At 71.0% G+C, this 16,054-nt stretch carries 17 protein-coding genes; 10 read left to right on the top strand and 7 right to left on the bottom strand.

What is annotated here, in order from left to right:
• The first annotated feature begins 72 nt into the window (after positions 1 to 72).
• The 5 genes from ABTX60_RS20730 to ABTX60_RS20710 all read left to right on the top strand — a co-directional run bounded on the left by ABTX60_RS20730 (position 73) and on the right by ABTX60_RS20710 (position 5,141).
• The gene (locus ABTX60_RS20730) at positions 73 to 1,008 is read left to right on the top strand and encodes a coiled-coil domain-containing protein (RefSeq protein ID WP_031140747.1); all 936 of its coding nucleotides are present in this window, start codon (positions 73 to 75) and stop codon (positions 1,006 to 1,008) included.
• 85 nt (positions 1,009 to 1,093) lie between these two features.
• The gene (locus ABTX60_RS20725) at positions 1,094 to 2,053 is read left to right on the top strand and encodes an ABC transporter ATP-binding protein (RefSeq protein ID WP_352098455.1); all 960 of its coding nucleotides are present in this window, start codon (positions 1,094 to 1,096) and stop codon (positions 2,051 to 2,053) included.
• A gap of 3 nt (positions 2,054 to 2,056) precedes the next feature.
• Positions 2,057 to 2,827: an ABC transporter permease gene (locus ABTX60_RS20720; RefSeq protein ID WP_344458817.1), complete on the top strand. Its 771-nt coding sequence runs from the start codon at positions 2,057 to 2,059 to the stop codon at positions 2,825 to 2,827.
• A gap of 119 nt (positions 2,828 to 2,946) precedes the next feature.
• Positions 2,947 to 4,263 carry an ABC transporter ATP-binding protein gene (locus ABTX60_RS20715; RefSeq protein ID WP_352098454.1) on the top strand — a complete coding sequence of 439 codons (1,317 nt, stop codon included), beginning with the start codon at positions 2,947 to 2,949 and terminating at the stop codon, positions 4,261 to 4,263.
• On the top strand, positions 4,260 to 5,141 hold the full coding sequence (locus ABTX60_RS20710) for an ABC transporter permease subunit (protein ID WP_352098453.1): 882 nt from the start codon (positions 4,260 to 4,262) through the stop codon (positions 5,139 to 5,141). Before ABTX60_RS20715 ends, ABTX60_RS20710 begins: the two co-directional genes overlap by 4 nt.
• A 6-nt stretch (positions 5,142 to 5,147) precedes the next feature.
• Here the strand turns inward: ABTX60_RS20710 and ABTX60_RS20705 are convergent, their stop codons facing one another.
• On the bottom strand, positions 5,148 to 5,480 hold the full coding sequence (locus ABTX60_RS20705; RefSeq protein WP_352098452.1) for an Rv1322 family protein: 333 nt from the start codon (positions 5,478 to 5,480) through the stop codon (positions 5,148 to 5,150).
• Positions 5,481 to 5,747: 267 nt separating this feature from the next.
• Between ABTX60_RS20705 and ABTX60_RS20700 the strand changes: the two genes are divergently transcribed.
• Positions 5,748 to 6,776, top strand: coding sequence for an LLM class flavin-dependent oxidoreductase (locus ABTX60_RS20700; protein ID WP_352098451.1), 1,029 nt, complete (start codon positions 5,748 to 5,750; stop codon positions 6,774 to 6,776).
• An 84-nt stretch (positions 6,777 to 6,860) separates the two neighbouring features.
• Here ABTX60_RS20700 and ABTX60_RS20695 read toward each other — a convergent pair whose 3' ends face one another.
• Entirely contained in the window at positions 6,861 to 7,253 is a 393-nt protein-coding gene (locus ABTX60_RS20695; RefSeq protein WP_352098450.1) for an SCO5389 family protein, read from the bottom strand.
• Between the two features lie 256 nt (positions 7,254 to 7,509).
• Between ABTX60_RS20695 and nucS the strand changes: the two genes are divergently transcribed.
• Positions 7,510 to 8,181 carry an endonuclease NucS gene (gene nucS / locus ABTX60_RS20690; RefSeq protein WP_030854272.1) on the top strand — a complete coding sequence of 224 codons (672 nt, stop codon included), beginning with the start codon at positions 7,510 to 7,512 and terminating at the stop codon, positions 8,179 to 8,181.
• A gap of 67 nt (positions 8,182 to 8,248) precedes the next feature.
• Here the strand turns inward: nucS and ABTX60_RS20685 are convergent, their stop codons facing one another.
• From ABTX60_RS20685 to ABTX60_RS20670, 4 genes are all read right to left on the bottom strand, one after another.
• Entirely contained in the window at positions 8,249 to 10,750 is a 2,502-nt protein-coding gene (locus tag ABTX60_RS20685) for an ATP-binding protein (protein WP_352098449.1), read from the bottom strand.
• 266 nt (positions 10,751 to 11,016) lie between these two features.
• Positions 11,017 to 11,340, bottom strand: a complete 324-nt coding sequence (locus ABTX60_RS20680) for an STAS domain-containing protein (RefSeq protein ID WP_030246483.1) — start codon at positions 11,338 to 11,340, stop codon at positions 11,017 to 11,019.
• Positions 11,341 to 11,491: 151 nt separating this feature from the next.
• Positions 11,492 to 12,340 (bottom strand): 3-hydroxyacyl-CoA dehydrogenase family protein, encoded by an 849-nt coding sequence (locus ABTX60_RS20675; RefSeq protein WP_352098448.1) that lies wholly within the window; start codon positions 12,338 to 12,340, stop codon positions 11,492 to 11,494.
• Positions 12,341 to 12,465: 125 nt separating this feature from the next.
• The gene (locus tag ABTX60_RS20670) at positions 12,466 to 13,107 is read right to left on the bottom strand and encodes a TetR/AcrR family transcriptional regulator (protein ID WP_352098447.1); all 642 of its coding nucleotides are present in this window, start codon (positions 13,105 to 13,107) and stop codon (positions 12,466 to 12,468) included.
• A 79-nt stretch (positions 13,108 to 13,186) separates the two neighbouring features.
• Here ABTX60_RS20670 and ABTX60_RS20665 point away from each other — a divergent pair, with 79 nt between their 5' ends.
• From ABTX60_RS20665 to ABTX60_RS20655, 3 genes are read left to right on the top strand one after another with little or no spacing between them, the layout of a single operon-like run.
• Positions 13,187 to 13,969: an ABC transporter ATP-binding protein gene (locus ABTX60_RS20665; RefSeq protein ID WP_352098446.1), complete on the top strand. Its 783-nt coding sequence runs from the start codon at positions 13,187 to 13,189 to the stop codon at positions 13,967 to 13,969.
• 32 nt (positions 13,970 to 14,001) lie between these two features.
• Positions 14,002 to 14,745 (top strand): ABC transporter permease, encoded by a 744-nt coding sequence (locus ABTX60_RS20660; protein WP_352098445.1) that lies wholly within the window; start codon positions 14,002 to 14,004, stop codon positions 14,743 to 14,745.
• A gap of 19 nt (positions 14,746 to 14,764) precedes the next feature.
• Positions 14,765 to 15,337 (top strand): cob(I)yrinic acid a,c-diamide adenosyltransferase, encoded by a 573-nt coding sequence (locus ABTX60_RS20655; RefSeq protein WP_352098444.1) that lies wholly within the window; start codon positions 14,765 to 14,767, stop codon positions 15,335 to 15,337.
• 94 nt (positions 15,338 to 15,431) lie between these two features.
• Here ABTX60_RS20655 and ABTX60_RS20650 read toward each other — a convergent pair whose 3' ends face one another.
• Positions 15,432 to 16,010: a hypothetical protein gene (locus tag ABTX60_RS20650; RefSeq protein WP_352098443.1), complete on the bottom strand. Its 579-nt coding sequence runs from the start codon at positions 16,008 to 16,010 to the stop codon at positions 15,432 to 15,434.
• Positions 16,011 to 16,054 lie beyond the last annotated feature (44 nt).

Here is a 16,054-nt window from a genome sequence, read left to right as displayed (position 1 = left end):
GCTCGATGACACACCGTTTCGGCCCCTAGGATTCCACCTATCACCTCACCGGTCTCATTCGACAGGAACCCCATGAGCGACACTTCCCCCTACGGCTTCGAGCTTGTGCGGCGTGGGTACGACCGCGCTCAGGTGGACGAACGTATCTCCAAGCTCGTCTCCGACCGTGACAGCGCTCTCGCCCGCATCACCGCTCTGGAAAAGCGCATCGAAGAGCTCCACCTCGAGACGCAGAACGCCCAGGCCCAGATCACCGACGCCGAGCCGTCGTACGCGGGTCTCGGCGCGCGCGTGGAGAAGATCCTCCGCCTCGCCGAGGAAGAGGCGAAGGACCTGCGCGAGGAGGCCCGGCGCGCGGCCGAGCAGCACCGCGAGCTCGCCGAGTCGGCGGCCCAGCAGGTGCGCAACGACGCCGAGTCGTACTCGGCGGAGCGCAAGGCGAAGGCCGAGGACGAGGGTCTGCGGATCGTCGAGAAGGCCAAGAGTGACGCTTCCCAGCTGCGCTCCGAGGCGCAGAAGGACGCACAGTCCAAGCGTGAGGAGGCGGACGCCCTCTTCGAGGAGACCCGCGCCAAGGCCGCGCAGGCCGCCGCCGACTTCGAGACGAACCTCGCCAAGCGCCGCGAGCAGTCCGAGCGCGACCTGGCCTCCCGTCAGGCCAAGGCCGAGAAGCGCCTCGCCGAGATCGAGCACCGCGCGGAGCAGCTGCGCCTGGAGGCCGAGAAGCTGCGCACGGACGCCGAGCGCCGCGCCCGCCAGACGGTGGAGACCGCCCAGCGCCAGGCCGAGGACATCGTGGCCGACGCCAACGCCAAGGCCGACCGCATCCGTTCGGAATCCGAGCGCGAGCTGGCCGCCCTCACCAACCGCCGCGACAGCATCAACGCCCAGCTGACGAACGTCCGCGAGATGCTCGCGACGCTCACGGGCGCCGCGGTGGCCGCCGCCGGCACGCCGGCCGAGGACGAGCCGATCTCCCGTGGGGTCCCGGCCCAGCAGTCCCGGTAACACCGAGGCGTACGGAGTCTGAACCTCCGCAAAGCCCTCTGCCGCTCGGGTGGCAGAGGGCTTTGCCACGCTCTAGCGTGGCCGCATGATTGAGCTCGAGGGGCTGACGAAGCGGTACGGCGAGAAGGTGGCGGTCAACAACCTGTCCTTCACCGTCAGACCGGGCATCGTCACCGGCTTCCTCGGGCCGAACGGCGCGGGCAAGTCGACGACCATGCGGATGATTCTCGGGCTCGACCATCCGACCGCCGGCGACGTCCGTATCGACGGCAAGCACTACCCGCAGCTCAAGGACCCGCTGACGTACATCGGCGCCCTGCTGGAGGCCAAGGCCTGGCACGGCGGCCGCACCGCCTACAACCATCTGCTGTGCCTCGCGCAGAGCAACGGCATTCCGCGCAGCCGGGTGCGTGAGGTGCTGGAGACGGTCGGGCTGACGGCGGTCGCGAGGAAGAAGACCAAGGGCTTCTCGATGGGCATGGGGCAGCGGCTCGGCATCGCGGCCGCGCTGCTCGGCGATCCGCGGATCCTGATGTTCGACGAGCCGGTCAACGGCCTCGACCCCGAGGGCATCCACTGGATCCGCACCCTGATGAAGTCGCTCGCGTCGCAGGGCCGGACGGTGTTCGTCTCCTCCCACCTGATGAGCGAGATGGCCCTGACGGCCGACCACCTCGTCGTCATCGGGCAGGGGCGGCTCCTCGCGGACACCTCCATGGCGGACTTCATCGACCGCAACTCACGCTCGTACGTCCGGGTCCGCAGCCCGCAGCGGGAGCGGCTGCTCGACGTGCTGCGGCAGGCCGGGATCGTGGCCGTGGAGAGCGGCGACGGGGTGCTGGAGGTGGACGGCGGCAAGGCCGAGCAGATCGGTGAGCTGGCGGCGCAGCACCGGATCACACTGCACGAGCTGAGTCCGCAACAGGCCTCGCTGGAGGAGGCGTTCATGCGGCTGACCGCGGAGTCGGTGGAGTACCACGCACACAGCGCGACGAGCCCCGAGCCACCGCGGCAGCAGTGGGGCGACGGCTGGAAGAGGGGCTGAGGCATGGCGGTGACGCAGGTCGTACGGTCGGAGTGGACCAAGATCCGGTCGGTGGCGTCCACGGTGTGGACACTCTCGCTGGTGGTGGTCGTGACGGTCGCCCTCGGCATGCTGATCTCGGCGCTGTCGAAGAGCGAGTTCGACTCGATGAACGCGCAGGACCGGGCGGAGTTCGACCCGACGTTCATCAGTTTCGCGGGGATGAGTCTCGGGCAGCTCGCGATGATCGTCTTCGGGGTGCTGGTCGTGTCGAACGAGTACAGCACCGGCATGATCCGCACCTCGCTGGCCGCGGTGCCGCAGCGCGGCTCCTTCCTGTTCAGCAAGATCGCCGTCGCCAGTGGGCTCGCCCTCCTGGTCGGCCTCGTCACCAGCTTCGCCGCCTTCTTCCTGGGCCAGGCGATGCTGGGCTCGCACCGGGCGGAGATCGGCGACCCGGGGGTGCTGCGGGCCGTGCTCGGCGGGGGCCTCTACATGGCGCTGATCGCGATGTTCTCCATGGGCGTCGCCGCGATGCTGCGCTCGCCGATGCTGTCGCTGGGCATCCTGATGCCGTTCTTCTTCCTGATCTCCAACATCCTCGGCAATGTCGACGCGACGAAGAAGGTCGGCCGGTTCCTTCCCGACCAGGCCGGCAGCAAGATCATGCAGGTGGTCACGCCGATCGACGACGACACTCCGTACGGACCGTGGGGCGGCCTCGGGATCATGGGGCTGTGGGTGCTCGCGGCGCTCGTCGGCGGCTACGTCCTGCTGAGGAAGCGCGACGCCTAGGACGGACGCGGCCTGACCTTTTACCTCCTCTTGGAAGGAACCGTCAGCGCCTCGATATCCTCCTAACCCTTACGGGGGCGTGTGCCCCGCTGTCCTGAACCTTGCGATGGGTGCGGAGCATGATCGAAGCAGTCGGCCTGACGAAGCGCTACGGCGACAAGACCGCTGTGTACAACCTTTCCTTCCAGGTGCGGCCCGGAGCCGTCACCGGCTTCCTCGGGCCGAACGGCTCGGGCAAGTCGACGACGATGCGCATGATCCTCGGCCTGGACAACCCGACGGCCGGGCAGGTGACGATCGGCGGCTATCCGTACCGCCGGCTGCCCAACGCCGCCCGGCAGGTCGGTGCCCTGCTGGACGCCAAGGCGGTGCACGGCGGCCGGTCCGCCCGCAACCACCTGCTGTCCCTGGCCCAGCTCTCGGGCATCCCGGCCCGGCGGGTGGACGAGGTGCTCGGGGTCGTCGGTCTTCAGGACGTGGCCAAGAAGCGGTCCAAGGGCTTCTCCCTCGGCATGGGGCAGCGGCTCGGCATCGCGGCGGCGCTGCTCGGCGACCCGCAGGTGCTGCTGTTCGACGAGCCGGTCAACGGCCTCGACCCCGAGGGCATCCTCTGGGTGCGCAACCTGATGAAGGCGCTGGCGGCGGAGGGCCGCACGGTCTTCGTCTCCTCCCACCTGATGAGCGAGATGGCGCTGACGGCCGACCACCTCATCGTCATCGGGCGCGGTCAGCTGCTCGCGGACATGAGCGTCACCGACTTCATCTCGGCGAACTCGGCGGACTTCGCCCGGGTGCGGACGCCCGACACCGAGCCGCAGCAGCGCGAGAAGCTGTCGGCCGCGCTCACCGAGGCGGGCGGTCATGTGCTGCCCGAGCAGGACGGCGCGCTGCGCGTGACGGGGCTGCCGCTGCCCCGCATCAGCGACATCGCGCACGGCACCGACGTACGGCTGTGGGAGTTGTCGCCGCACCAGGCCTCCCTGGAGGAGGCGTACATGCGGATGACGCAGGGCGCCGTCGACTACCGCTCGACCATCGACCAGAAGGAAGGGCTCCAGCAGCCGCTGCCGCCCGGGGCGCAGCCTCCGATGCCGGTGCCCGGGCAGGGCCAGCCGGGCTGGTACGCCCCGCCGCCGCCCCAGCAGGGCGGCGCGCCCTTCCCGGGCCCGCAGCAGGGCGCAGCGGGCGGCGCCCCGGGCCAGGCTCCGGCAGGCCCGTACGGCTCCGCCCAGGGTGCCTCCGGCCCGGACGCTCCCAACCCGTACGCCCAACCCGCGCCCCAGACCCCTCCGGCACCCCAGGGCGCCCCGGGTCAGGCCCCGGCGGCCGCCCCGCCCGCGCCCCAGCCGGACGCCGCGCCCGCGCAGCCCGCCGCCGCACCGCCCGCGCCCGCCGCACCGACCGCCGACCTGACCAAGCCCGAGGACGCCCGATGAGCAGCCCCCAGTCCCAGATGCCGCAGGCCGCGCCCGCCTGGCAGGCGGCTCCCGGTTCCGCCCCCTACGGCGGCGGTCCCGGCTACACCTCGCCGATCCCGGTCGTGCGCACGCACCTCGGGCACGCCATCGCGTCCGAGTGGACGAAGATCAGGTCGGTGCGCTCCACCCTGTGGACGCTCGGTGTGTTCGTCCTGCTCGTCATCGGCATCGGCACGCTCACCGGCGTGGTGGTGGCCGAGTCCGACCCGGCCCTGGACGGCGAGAGCCCCCTCGGCCTGGGCTTCTTCGGGCTGCTGCTGGGCAGCATGTGCATCATCACCCTGGGCGTGCTGACCACGGCCTCGGAGTACGGCACCGGCATGATCCGCACGACGATGGTCGCGTGTCCGAGCCGCGGCAGGGTGCTGGCGGCGAAGGCCGTGGTGTTCTTCCTGACCGCGTTCGTCGTGACGCTGGTGTCCGCGTCCCTCGTCGCCTTCCTGCACGTGGCGATGCTGGAGGGCGACGGCGCCAAGTCCCCCTCCGGCGGTGAGTGGCTGAAGGGCACGGTCGGCATCTCGCTCTACATCGCGCTGCTCGGCCTGCTCTCGCTGCTCATCGGCTCGATCATCCGGCACTCGGCGGGCGCCATCACCATCATGATCGGCGCCGTCCTGGCCCCGCTGGTGATCGCGCTGTTCATGTTCTCGGAGTCCCTGCAGGAGGTGCGCGACGCGCTGTTCGAGTACTCGATCCCGAACCAGCTCAGCGTGTTCTACGCCAACTCCCTCAGCCAGTCCGGCCCGTCCGGCTGGGACCCGCTGTGGATCATCCTCGGCGTCACGGCCGTCGCCTTCGGCGGCGCCTTCGTTCTCCAGGAGAAGCGGGACGTCTGAGCCCGGTCAGAATCTCGGCGCGTTACGGGACCGCCGCACCCCCGGGGTGCGGCGGTCCCGCGCGTTCCAGCAGGCCTTGTGCCAGTGCCGCCGGTCGTCGACGCCCGTGTGGTCCGCCCAGGCCACCACGTGCGGCACCCCGTCCGGGATCATCTGGTCGCAGCCCGGGCAGCGGTACGACTTGCCCTGCGCGCTCGCGCCGGCCACGTGCCGCACGTTCCAGTTCTCGCCCTGCCAGTTCTCCGAGGACTGCCAGCCGCCGTAGCGGCCGGGGCGGTCGTCCTCGGCGCTCCGGCCGGAAGAACCGGCCTCCTTGGGTCGGTTGCGACGCGGGGACACGGGACACCTCTCGGGGCTATACAGGAAGCAAGGGCCGTATCCAGCCTACGCGGCGCGCAGAGGGGCACGCGTACGGCACGAATCGCCCTGAGTGCCCCGCGAGTCCGGCGGGCCCGCCCCGGGGCTCTCCCCTCCCCCGGCCGCCGACGGAACGGCCATTCTGCAGACAATCCGCAAAATACTCCGCCCGGCCGTGTCCTCGGCACGTGTCAGACGGTTATGCGCTGTGGGGGAGCTCCGTGTCGGAGCCAAGGAAGCAGGAAAGCGATGCGCGTTGGAAGTTTCGTGTTGGCGGCCCAGTTCCCCGGTCAGGGCGAGGGAGAGGCGCTGCACCGCGCGGTCCGCTCGGCCGAGGTGGCCGAGGAGGCCGGGCTCGACACGGTCTGGCTGGCCGAGCACCACTTCGTGCCGTACGGCACGTGCCCGTCGGCCATCACCCTGGCCGCCTTTCTGCTGGGCCGCACCCGGCGCATCCGGGTCGGTACGGCGGTCAGCGTGCTGCCCACCGTCCACCCCGTGGCCCTCGGCGAACAGGCGGCGCTGCTGCACCACACGAGCGACGGCCGTTTCACGCTCGGTGTCGGACGCGGCGGCCCCTGGGTCGACCTCGAGGTCTTCGGCGCGGGACTGGAGGCGTACGAGAAGGGGTTCCCGGAGTCGCTGGAGCTTCTGGTGCGGTGGCTGCGCGAATCATCCGTGGCGGCCGACGGGGAGCGCTTCCGCTTCCGTGAAGTCCCCGTGGTACCGCGACCGTCGGAGGCCCTGGCGGAGGGCGCGGGACCCGAGCTCGTCGTGGCCTGCACCTCACCGGCGAGCGTGCGGCTCGCCGCCGAACGGGGTCTGTCGATGCTGCTCGGGATGCACGTGGGCGACGAGGAGAAGGCCGAGATGGTCGCGCTGTGGCGGCAGCACGCGCGGGCCTGCGGCCGGTCGCCGGAGGAGATCCTGGGCGCGTCCCATGTGTCGGCCGGCGTCTGCCAGATCGCGGACCGGCGGGTCGACGCGGCGGAGACGCTGATGAAGGCGATGCCGGGCTGGCTGAAGCAGGGTCTGGAGGCGCATGTCACGGTCGACGGGCGTACCCGCCGGATGCGCGACCCGCTGGCTTACACCGAACTGCTCTGCGGGCTCCACCCGGTGGGCACTCCGCGGCTGTGCGCGGACCGGCTGGCGGCGACCAGTGAGCGGACGGGCATCTCCCGCTTCGCGCTGCTCGTCGAGGGCTCCGGGGACCTGGCGGCGACCGAGGAGAACGTGCGGCGGCTGGGCACCGAGGTGCTCCCCCAACTCGTCTGACCGCGCGGTGACTTCCTGGGGGCTTGCCGCTCCGGTACAGAACCGCACCTCCCGCGTACGGAGCGGCAAGCAAGTGGCGCCGCGTCAGCAGTCCCTGAACTCGGGAGACTGGTTCAGCACCTGACTGCGGACCGAGGTGAAACGGTCCAGCTTCTCGTCGACCGAGGAGTCGAGCGGGAACACGGCCACCCGGTGGCAGTTCTGGAAGGCCAGGCGCACACCGAAGTGCCGTTGCAGCGCGCCGCGTATCGCGTCACTCGCAAGCGCACGCAGCAGCTGACCGCGTGCCTGCTCGTCCGGCGGGGGCGTCTGGTTGTCGGCGAACGCACCGCCGTCCACCTTCAGCTGGGCCACCAGTGAGCTGACCATCTCCCACGCATAGGGCAGGGAGGTCCGGACGCAGTCGACGAATTCCGCTTCGTCGACCTCGCCTCGCTCGGCCTGTTCGAGTAGGGCCGGTGAGACGTCGAGCGACATGAGTTCTCCTCTCGCACCCCCGCCCGGCGGGCAGGGGTTGCCGGACAGATAAGGGAGTTCGCGACACCGGACACGCTGCGTACACGCACCGCGACCTCCCGTTCATACGGTAAGCAACGTAAGGTGACGGCACCAGGAAAATGCGCAGATGAGACACTCCCGATGAGCACACCCTGCACACAATCGGCCATTACCGAACACGTGTTTTCCAGGGCGAATCGCGTGGACAGGCGCCCGTCGAGTAGCGTTGCCGACCATGCGTCTCGTCATTGCCCGCTGTTCCGTGGACTACGCCGGGCGGCTCACCGCCCACCTTCCCTCGGCCCCGCGCCTGATCCTGGTGAAGGCGGACGGCAGCGTCTCGATCCACGCCGACGACCGGGCCTACAAGCCCCTGAACTGGATGTCGCCGCCCTGCACCCTGAAGGAGGGCACCGGCGAGGAGGAGGGCGTCTGGACCGTCGTCAACAAGGCGGGCGAGAAGCTCATCATCACGATGGAGGAAGTCCTCCACGACTCCTCGCACGAACTGGGCGTCGATCCCGGCCTGATCAAGGACGGCGTGGAAGCGCACCTCCAGGAGCTGCTCGCGGACCGTATCGAGACACTCGGCGACGGCTACACGCTGATCCGCCGCGAGTACCCGACGGCCATCGGGCCGGTCGACATCCTGTGCCGGGACGCCGACGGCAAGACCGTCGCGGTGGAGATCAAGCGGCGCGGTGAGATCGACGGCGTGGAGCAGCTCACGCGCTATCTGGAGCTGCTGAACCGCGACCCCCATCTCGCCCCGGTGCGCGGCGTCTTCGCGGCCCAGGAGATCAAGCCCCAGGCCCGCGTCCTCGCGACCGACCGCGGCATCGGCTGCCAGGTGCTCGACTACGACGCGCTGCGGGGCATCGAGGACGACAAGCTGCGGCTGTTCTGACAGCCCGAACGACGACGAACAGGGCCGGGTCCGCGGAACGGACCCGGCCCTGCCGTGTGTACGGGTGTCAGATCACCGTGCCCGGGCTGACCGGCGTGCCCGTGGTGCTCTGCGGCGCGCTCGCCGAGGTGCTCGTGGGAGCGCTGGGCGCCGGGCCGCTGGCCGAGTCGGAGGTGGAGGGGCTGGTCGTCGGCGGCTCCGAGGTCGGCGGCTCGGAGGTGGGCGGCTGCGACGTCGGCGGCTCGGACGTCGGCGGCTTCGACGTCGGCGGCTTCGACGTGGGCGGCTTGGACGTCGCGGGCGGCCTGGACGTGGCGGGCGGCTTCGAGGACGACGGCGGCTTCGACGGCGACGCGGAACCGCTCGGGTCCTGCGAACCGCTCGGGGATGCCGTCGGCGTCGGGTCGTCCGACGTGCCGAGGGTGCCGTCCGGGCCCGGGTCAGTCGGAGGGGCGGGCACCTCGCCGGTGTCGCCGCCGCCGTCGTTCTTCGGCCGGTCGGCGCCGATGCTGTCGTCGCTGACCCCCTGACTGGCGGACGGGTTGACACCGACCTGGCCGGAGGGCGGGTTCTTGTCCTGGTCGGAGGTGGCGCCGAGCGTCACCACCGTGCCCAGGACGGCGACGAGCAGGGCACCTGCTCCGGCGGCCACGAGATTGCGCCGGGCCAGGCCCTTGAGGCCGCCCCGGGCCGCCCGTGAGGGCGCCGGCGAGCTGCGATGGGTGACCAGGGTCGCGGAGGGCGGCTGCTGCAGCTGCGGGAAGGGCGCCGGAACACCGCCGGGCGGGGACGCCGACTCCTCGTCACGGGCGTCGGGCACCTCCTCCCCGGCGGTCGGTCCGAGCCCGATCGGTGTGCCCGAGCGGTCGGCGACCAGGGCGAGGGCACGGCGGCCGGCGACGGTGCCGCGCTTGTCGGCGAGGGCGCCGCGCAGGCCGATGGAGGCCTCCAGTTCGGCGCGGGCCCGGTCGAGCTGCCCTCCGCACAGGGCGAGGACGCCGAGCTCGTGGTGGAAGTAGGCCTCTTCGGCGACGTCCCCGGCGAGCCGGGCGGCTTCGGCGCCGGAGCGCAGGGCCCGCTCCCAGGCGCTCCAGTGCAGTCCGGCGGCGAACGCGGGGGCGGCGGTGCGGGCCAGGTGCACGGCCGCGCTCTCCTCGCCCTCGGCGGGCGGGCGGGTGACCGGCCCGAGGACGGCCAGGGCGGCGAGGACCGCGTCGGCCTCGGCGCACACGCGCTCCGGGGTGACCGAGGGGTGCCCGGCCCACCAGGAGTAGTGCTGAGCGGCGCTGCGGGCACCGGCCTCGGCCTCGTCGGCGTACCCGGCGGCCTCCAGCTGGGCCGGCACGCCGGCCGCGAGGCGGTAGCGGGAGCCGACCGGGGATACCAGACCGCAGGCGGCCAGTTCGCCGAGTGCGGCGTCCGCGTGGGTGTCGCCGACCAGGGCGGGCAGATGCGCCTGGTGCGGGACCTCGCCGCCGAGGGCGAGCGCGAACCGCAGGGTGGCGCGGGCGGAGGCACTCAGCCGGGAGGCGAGCAGCGGCGCGGGCGCGGCGGCCTCGCCGAGCGCGGGCAGCGGCACGTCGTCGCCGAGGTCGTAGGTCTCGGCGCTGTCGGCCGGTGGCGCGTCCTCGAAGACGCCGAACTCGTCGACGGCACTGGTGCCGGCGCGGAGCCGGTCGCGCTGCCGCAGCAGGGCGCCGGCCTGGACGAAGCGCAGCGGCAGGCCCTCGGACTCGAACCAGAGGTCGCCGGCCCAGTTCGACTCGTCCTCGGTGAGCGTCCGGCCGACGGCGTGTTCCAGCAGGTCGAGCCCGGCCGCGCGCTCCAGGCCGCCGAGGACGACCTCCTCGACGGCGGCGTCGGCGGAGGGGGCCGGCACGTTGGGGGTGGCGCCGAACAGGAAGGCGCACTCGGGGGTCGCCTCCAGCAGCTCGTCCAGCGCGGCGCCGCCGAACTCCAGGTCGTCGAGGACGACGACCGCGCCGATCTCACGGACGTGGGTGAGCAGTTCGTCCCGGTCCGGGCGGTGCAGCGGGGCGCTGTACACCGCGTGGAACAGGCCGTACAGCAGGTCGTCGGAGGTGCGTCCGAAGCCGTTGAGGCGGACGACGCCGTCGGGGGCGAGGTCGGAGCAGTCCTCGGCGATGAGGTCGAGGAGGCGGGTGCGGCCGGAGCCGGCCGGGCCGGTGAGGCGGGTGGAGCGGCCGCGGGCGAGCAGGCGCACGAGGCGCTCGCGTTCGTCCTGGCGGGCCAGCAGCGGCAGAGCGGGCTGCGGGGGGCCGGGCGGGACGGGCGGACGGGCCGCGCGCTCGGCCTCGGTGCGCTCGGCCGCGGTGAGCTTCACGGGCCGGGCAGGCCGTTCGGTGGGCGGGCAGGCCTCGATCTCACTGCCGTCGACGGGATTGACCGTCAGCAGGAAGTCGCCGGCGACGAGCTGCACCGTGCGGGCGAGCGCCGGCGCATGCTGGGCGAAGTCGGGTGTGAGGGATTCCCTGGGAGGGCGCTGGCGGGGCGCGGGGCCGTCGCCGTCCTGGCCGTACTCCTCGGGTCCCTGGTTGTCAGGATCCATAGGTCAAGCCCCCCAAAAGCGTCTGTGTGCTCGAAAAGCCCCTCCCGGCCTTGCTGCACACCGCGCTGTCGCTTCTGGTCCGGTCCCGCTCGAAGGGTGTCAAGGCAGCGGGCAGCCGAACCCTAAACCTTCGCACAGTATCTACGACAGTCCGGGGTACCGCTCGGTCCGTAACGTCACGGTCTCGTGAGGATTGTGCGCGTCGCACGATGCGGCGACGTGCGTCCGGGTCTCCCCGGTCGCCCGGCTCACACCCGTACGAGCCGTCACACGCGGGGAAGCGTCTCCACCCCGATGCCTCCTTCGATCGCCAGGATCCGGTGCAGGCGGGTGGCCACCAGCAGGCGCTGCATCTGCGGCGGTACGCCGCGCAGCACCAGGCGCCGGCCGCAGCGGCCGGCCCGTCGGTGGGCTCCCATGATCACGCCCAGTCCGGTGGCGTCCCAGGAGTCCAGTTCGGACAGGTCCAGCACGAGGTCCCCGACTCCGTCGTCGACTGCCGAGTGCAGGACCGTACGGGCGTCCGCCGCGCTCCGGACGTCGAGGCGGCCCCCGACGACCAGCTCGGCGTGGTCGCCCCTGATGTACATATGCGCTCCCCGTGCGTGCGAATCGTGCTCCGCGTTCTGGATGTGGGTGATGCAACCTCTGACTGTGTGGAGGAGTCAGAGGTTGCTTCTTGTAAGCGAACCGATACCGAATTCACCCTGGGGTGTGATGGGCCCCGGGGCATGTGCGGTTTCAGTGCTTGTAGAAGCCCTGCCCGCTCTTGCGGCCGATGTCACCGGCGTCAACCATCCGGCGCATCGACTCGGGAGCCGCGAACTTCTCGTCCTGGGACTCGGTGTAGATGTTGTTCGTGGCGTGCAGCAGGATGTCGACGCCGGTCAGGTCCGCCGTCGCCAGCGGGCCCATGGCGTGACCGAAGCCCAGCTTGCAGGCCAGGTCGATGTCCTCGGCGCTCGCCACGCCCGACTCCTGCAGCTTCGCGGCTTCGACGACCAGGGCGCAGATGAGACGGGTCGTCACGAAGCCGGCGACGTCGCGGTTGACGACGATGCAGGTCTTGCCGACCGACTCGGCGAACTCCCGCGCGGTGGCGAGGGTTTCGTCGCTGGTCTTGTAGCCGCGCACGAGTTCGCACAGCTGCATCATCGGCACCGGCGAGAAGAAGTGCGTGCCGACGACCCGTTCGGGGCGTTCCGTCGCCGCCGCGATCTTGGTGATCGGGATGGCGGAGGTGTTGGAGGCGAGGACCGCCTCGTCCTTCACGATCTCGTCGAGCGCGCGGAAGATCTCGTGCTTGATCTCGAGCTTCTCGAACACGGCCTCGACGACCACGTCCGCGTCCGCCACGGCGTCCAGGTCGGTGGTCGCGGTGATGCGGGCCAGGGCGGCGTCGGCGTCGTGCGCCTCCAGCTTGCCCTTGGCGACGAACTTGTCGTACGACGCCTTGATGCCGTCGGTGCCCCGCGTCAGCGCCTCGTCGGTGACGTCACGCAGGACCACCTCCCAGCCCGCCTGTGCGGAGACCTGGGCGATGCCGGACCCCATGAGGCCGGCTCCGATGACGGCAAGCTTCCGTGCCACTGTGCGACTCCCCTGACGCGCTGCTCATGTCTGCTCTCGGGCGGACACTAGCGCTCGTGAGGGGCTGTGTGACCAGTAAGTAATGCGCGTCACGTCTCACATGACGGACATCACACCGGCGAGGGTCACGGGGCGCCTCGTACGGCGTAGTTGAGCACCTTCTCCCCCAACAGCTCCTCGATGTCGTCGAGGACGACGAGGATCTCCCGTGACACTTCGTCCGGGTTGCGCCCCTTGACCATCTCGCGGCCGATCGTGACGAAAACGGTGCCGTGGATCCAGCAGATCTGACCGGCGATCAGCCCGGGCAGCGGGTCGCCGGCAGCGGCGCCGGTCTCCTCGCGGAGCGTCGCCTCCAGGTTGTCCTGGAGCTCCTGCTGGATGCTCCACAGCCGGGAGCGCAGCGGTGGCGCCTCTTCGATGCAGCTCATGAAGCGGTCGTAGCCCTCGATCAGACCGATACGGGGGGAGACGGCCTCGATCTCGGCGCGCAGCTCGCGCAGCACCGCCCGGGCGGCCGACTCCCCCTCGTTCCGGCCGCGCACCCAGCGCGAGAGCCGGTCGACGACGCTCTGGGAGCGGTCGAAGAAGAGGTCCTCCTTGGCCGGGAAGTAGTTGTAGACGGTGTTCACGGAGACGTCGGCGGCCTCCGCCACCTCCGCGATCGTCACCGTCACGAACCCGTGCTCCAGGAAGAGCCCGGTGGCGATGTCCGAGATGCGCTGCCTGGTCTCGCGCTTCTTCCGTTCCCTGAGCCCCTCAGCCATGTCCGAATCCTAGCTTCCCTGGAGGCTCTGAAAAATTGGGGTCATTGCAAAGTTTAAGAGACTCTGTTTTTCTAGGGCCATGCCAATCATCAGTACGGCCGGGCTGGCCCGTACCTTCCTGACCAAGAACGGCCCCGTGGAGGCCGTGCGCTCCATCGACCTGACCGTGCGCGAAGGCGAGATCCTCGGTTTCCTCGGCCCGAACGGCGCCGGCAAGACGACGACCCTGCGCATGCTGACGACCCTGCTGCAGCCGACCGGCGGCGCCGCCACCGTCGCGGGCCACGACCTGGCCACGGACCCGGCCGGGGCGCGGCGCGTCTGCGGCTACGTGGCCCAGTCCGGCGGGGTCGACCCGCAGATCAGCGTGCGCGAGGAGCTGGTCACCCAGGGGCGCCTGTACCGGCTGACCAGGTCCCAGGCCGTCGAGCGCGCCGCGGAACTGGCCCGCGACCTGGACCTCACGGATCTGCTCGACCGCAAGTGCGGCGCGCTCTCCGGCGGGCAGCGGCGGCGGCTCGACATCGCGATGGCGCTCACCCACCGCCCGAAGGTGCTGTTCCTGGACGAGCCGACGACCGGCCTCGACCCCGGCAGCCGCGCCGACCTGTGGGACCTGGTGCGCCGGCTGCGCGACGAGCACGGCACGACGGTGTTCCTGACCACGCACTACCTGGACGAGGCCGACGCCCTCTCCGACCGGCTGGTCGTCGTCGACCACGGCGTGGTCGTCGCCGAGGGCACCCCGAGCGCGCTGAAGCTGCGGTACGGCGGATCGCTCGACGCCTCGCTGCAGGACACGTTCCTGGCCATCACCGGCCGCAGTGCCGCCACAGCCGAGCAGGCCCCCGTCGCCGTATGAGGAATCTCCGTCTGAGAAGCAGAGGAACCCCGATGCTGCTGCACGACACCGCGCTCGTCTACGGGCGCTATCTCCGCCAGTCCCTGCGCTCCCGCTTCGCGCTGCTCTTCGGCGTGCTGATGCCCCTGCTGTACCTGCTGTTCTTCGGCCCCCTGCTCACGGATCTGCCGCTCGGCGAGAAAGGCAGCTCCTGGCAGGTGCTCGTGCCCGGGCTGTTGCTGCAACTCGGCCTGTTCGGGGCGTCGTTCGCCGGTTTCTCGATCATCATCGAGAAGGGCCACGGCGTGGTGGAGCGCATGCGCGTCACTCCGGTCAGCCGGCTGGCCCTGCTGCTCGGCCGGGTGCTGCGGGACGCCACGGTGTTCGTTTTCCAGGCCGTGCTGCTGGTGCTCGCGGCCGTGGTGATGGGCCTGCGGGCGCCGCTGGCCGGCGTTCTGATCGGCTTCGCCTTCGTCGCCCTGCTCACGCTCTCGCTGGCCGCGCTGTCGTACGCGCTGGCGATGAGGATGGACACCCCGCAGAGCTTCGGACCGGCGATCAACGCGCTGACCATGCCGTCCATGCTGCTGTCCGGCCTGATGCTCCCGATGACCCTGGGCCCGGCCTGGCTGAACGCCCTGTCCCACCTCATGCCGTTCCGCTACCTGGTGGACGCGGTGCGGGACGCCTACGTCGGCGGCTATACGACACCCCACATGCTCTACGGCGCGCTGGTGGCCGTCGCCCTCACGGCGCTGTCCGTGACAGTGGGCACACGCGTGTTCCGAACCGCCTGACCGTAACTACGCTGGCCACATGGTCAATCTGACGCGCATCTACACCAGGACCGGCGACCAGGGCACCACCGCCCTCGGCGACATGAGCAGGGTCGCCAAGACCGACCTGCGGATCTCCGCGTACGCCGACGCCAACGAGGCCAACGCGGCGATCGGCACGGCCATCGCGCTGGGCGGGCTGGACGAGGAGATCGTCACGATCCTCACCCGCGTCCAGAACGACCTGTTCGACGTGGGGGCGGACCTGTCGACGCCGGTGGTGGAGAACCCGGAGTTCCCGCCCCTGCGGGTCGAGCAGTTCTACATCGACAAGCTCGAAGCCGACTGCGACCGCTTCAACGAGCGGCTGGAGAAGCTCCGCTCGTTCATCCTCCCCGGCGGCACCCCCGGCGCGGCCCTGCTCCACCAGGCCTGCACGGTGGTCCGCCGGGCGGAGCGCTCGACCTGGTCCGCCCTGGAGGTCCACGCCGAGACGATGAACCCCCTGACGGCCACCTACCTCAACCGCCTCTCCGACCTCCTGTTCATCCTCGCGAGGACCGCGAACAAGGAGGTCGGCGACGTGCTGTGGGTGCCGGGCGGGGAGCGCTGAAAGCGCCCCGAAAGGGGCGCGGGGCTGATTCGATATGCGGCTCCGCCGCGTGGGCGCGACCAGCCACCACCGGCCCCCGGTGGAGGTACCGGCCCTAACGCTGCGCCCTCTCCTTCTCGGGCCTCACCTCGGTCTCCCCGGCGGGAGCCTTCCGCGGCCAGATCAGATAGCTCAGCGCGATCAGGCCGTGGATCCCCGCCGCACGCCAGGCCACATAGCGCCAGCTCTCCAGAGAGGTGACGCGGCCCGGGTCGTCGACGTACCAGATGGCCAGCTGGAGCAGCACGGTCGCGACGACGGCGCCCACCAGCGTGCCCAGCCAGACCCTCCCCTCGTAGCGCGCCCGGGCCATGCCGTAGCGGGGCGGGCCGATGGGTTTCGGGGCGCCGCCCAGCCGGTGGGCGGCGTGACCGTCGAGCCACTTCACCGTGCGGTGGCCGTGCCCCACGGTGTAGCCGATGTACAGCGCGGCCAGACCGTGCGTCCAGTTCGGCTCGGCGCCGTTCTTCAGGTCCAGCGCGGTGGCCACCAGCAGGACGACCTCCAGCAGCGGCTCGCACAGCAGCAGCGCCAGCCCCGTACGCGGCATGCGCAGCAGGTAGCGGACGGACAGCCCGGCCGCCAGCAGCACCCAGAAGCCGATCTCGCAGGCGGCGATCAAGGCGACGATCACGGTTCGCTCCTCTCGGTCACCCCTCAAGGCTCCCGGCCGGCGCG

It is taken from the genome of Streptomyces sp. NPDC126510 (genome assembly GCF_040302345.1).
In the GTDB taxonomy this organism is placed as follows: Bacteria; Actinomycetota; Actinomycetes; order Streptomycetales; family Streptomycetaceae; genus Streptomyces.
The sequence above is the reverse complement of the archived record's forward strand: the minus strand, read 5'-3'. Positions and strand labels throughout refer to the sequence as shown.

Excerpts from the sequence above, each read along its gene's own strand:
- ABTX60_RS20695 (WP_352098450.1), bottom strand. The coding sequence starts at position 7,253 with ATGTCGCTCGACGTCTCACCGGCCCTACTCGAACAGGCCGAGCGAGGC.
- ABTX60_RS20730 (WP_031140747.1), top strand. The coding sequence starts at position 73 with ATGAGCGACACTTCCCCCTACGGCTTCGAGCTTGTGCGGCGTGGGTAC.
- ABTX60_RS20670 (WP_352098447.1), bottom strand. The coding sequence starts at position 13,107 with ATGGCTGAGGGGCTCAGGGAACGGAAGAAGCGCGAGACCAGGCAGCGC.
- ABTX60_RS20715 (WP_352098454.1), top strand. The coding sequence starts at position 2,947 with ATGATCGAAGCAGTCGGCCTGACGAAGCGCTACGGCGACAAGACCGCT.
- ABTX60_RS20655 (WP_352098444.1), top strand. The coding sequence starts at position 14,765 with ATGGTCAATCTGACGCGCATCTACACCAGGACCGGCGACCAGGGCACC.
- ABTX60_RS20680 (WP_030246483.1), bottom strand. The coding sequence starts at position 11,340 with ATGTACATCAGGGGCGACCACGCCGAGCTGGTCGTCGGGGGCCGCCTC.
- ABTX60_RS20665 (WP_352098446.1), top strand. The coding sequence starts at position 13,187 with ATGCCAATCATCAGTACGGCCGGGCTGGCCCGTACCTTCCTGACCAAG.
- ABTX60_RS20660 (WP_352098445.1), top strand. The coding sequence starts at position 14,002 with ATGCTGCTGCACGACACCGCGCTCGTCTACGGGCGCTATCTCCGCCAG.
- ABTX60_RS20700 (WP_352098451.1), top strand. The coding sequence starts at position 5,748 with ATGCGCGTTGGAAGTTTCGTGTTGGCGGCCCAGTTCCCCGGTCAGGGC.
- nucS (WP_030854272.1), top strand. The coding sequence starts at position 7,510 with ATGCGTCTCGTCATTGCCCGCTGTTCCGTGGACTACGCCGGGCGGCTC.
- ABTX60_RS20685 (WP_352098449.1), bottom strand. The coding sequence starts at position 10,750 with ATGGATCCTGACAACCAGGGACCCGAGGAGTACGGCCAGGACGGCGAC.
- ABTX60_RS20720 (WP_344458817.1), top strand. The coding sequence starts at position 2,057 with ATGGCGGTGACGCAGGTCGTACGGTCGGAGTGGACCAAGATCCGGTCG.
- ABTX60_RS20725 (WP_352098455.1), top strand. The coding sequence starts at position 1,094 with ATGATTGAGCTCGAGGGGCTGACGAAGCGGTACGGCGAGAAGGTGGCG.
- ABTX60_RS20710 (WP_352098453.1), top strand. The coding sequence starts at position 4,260 with ATGAGCAGCCCCCAGTCCCAGATGCCGCAGGCCGCGCCCGCCTGGCAG.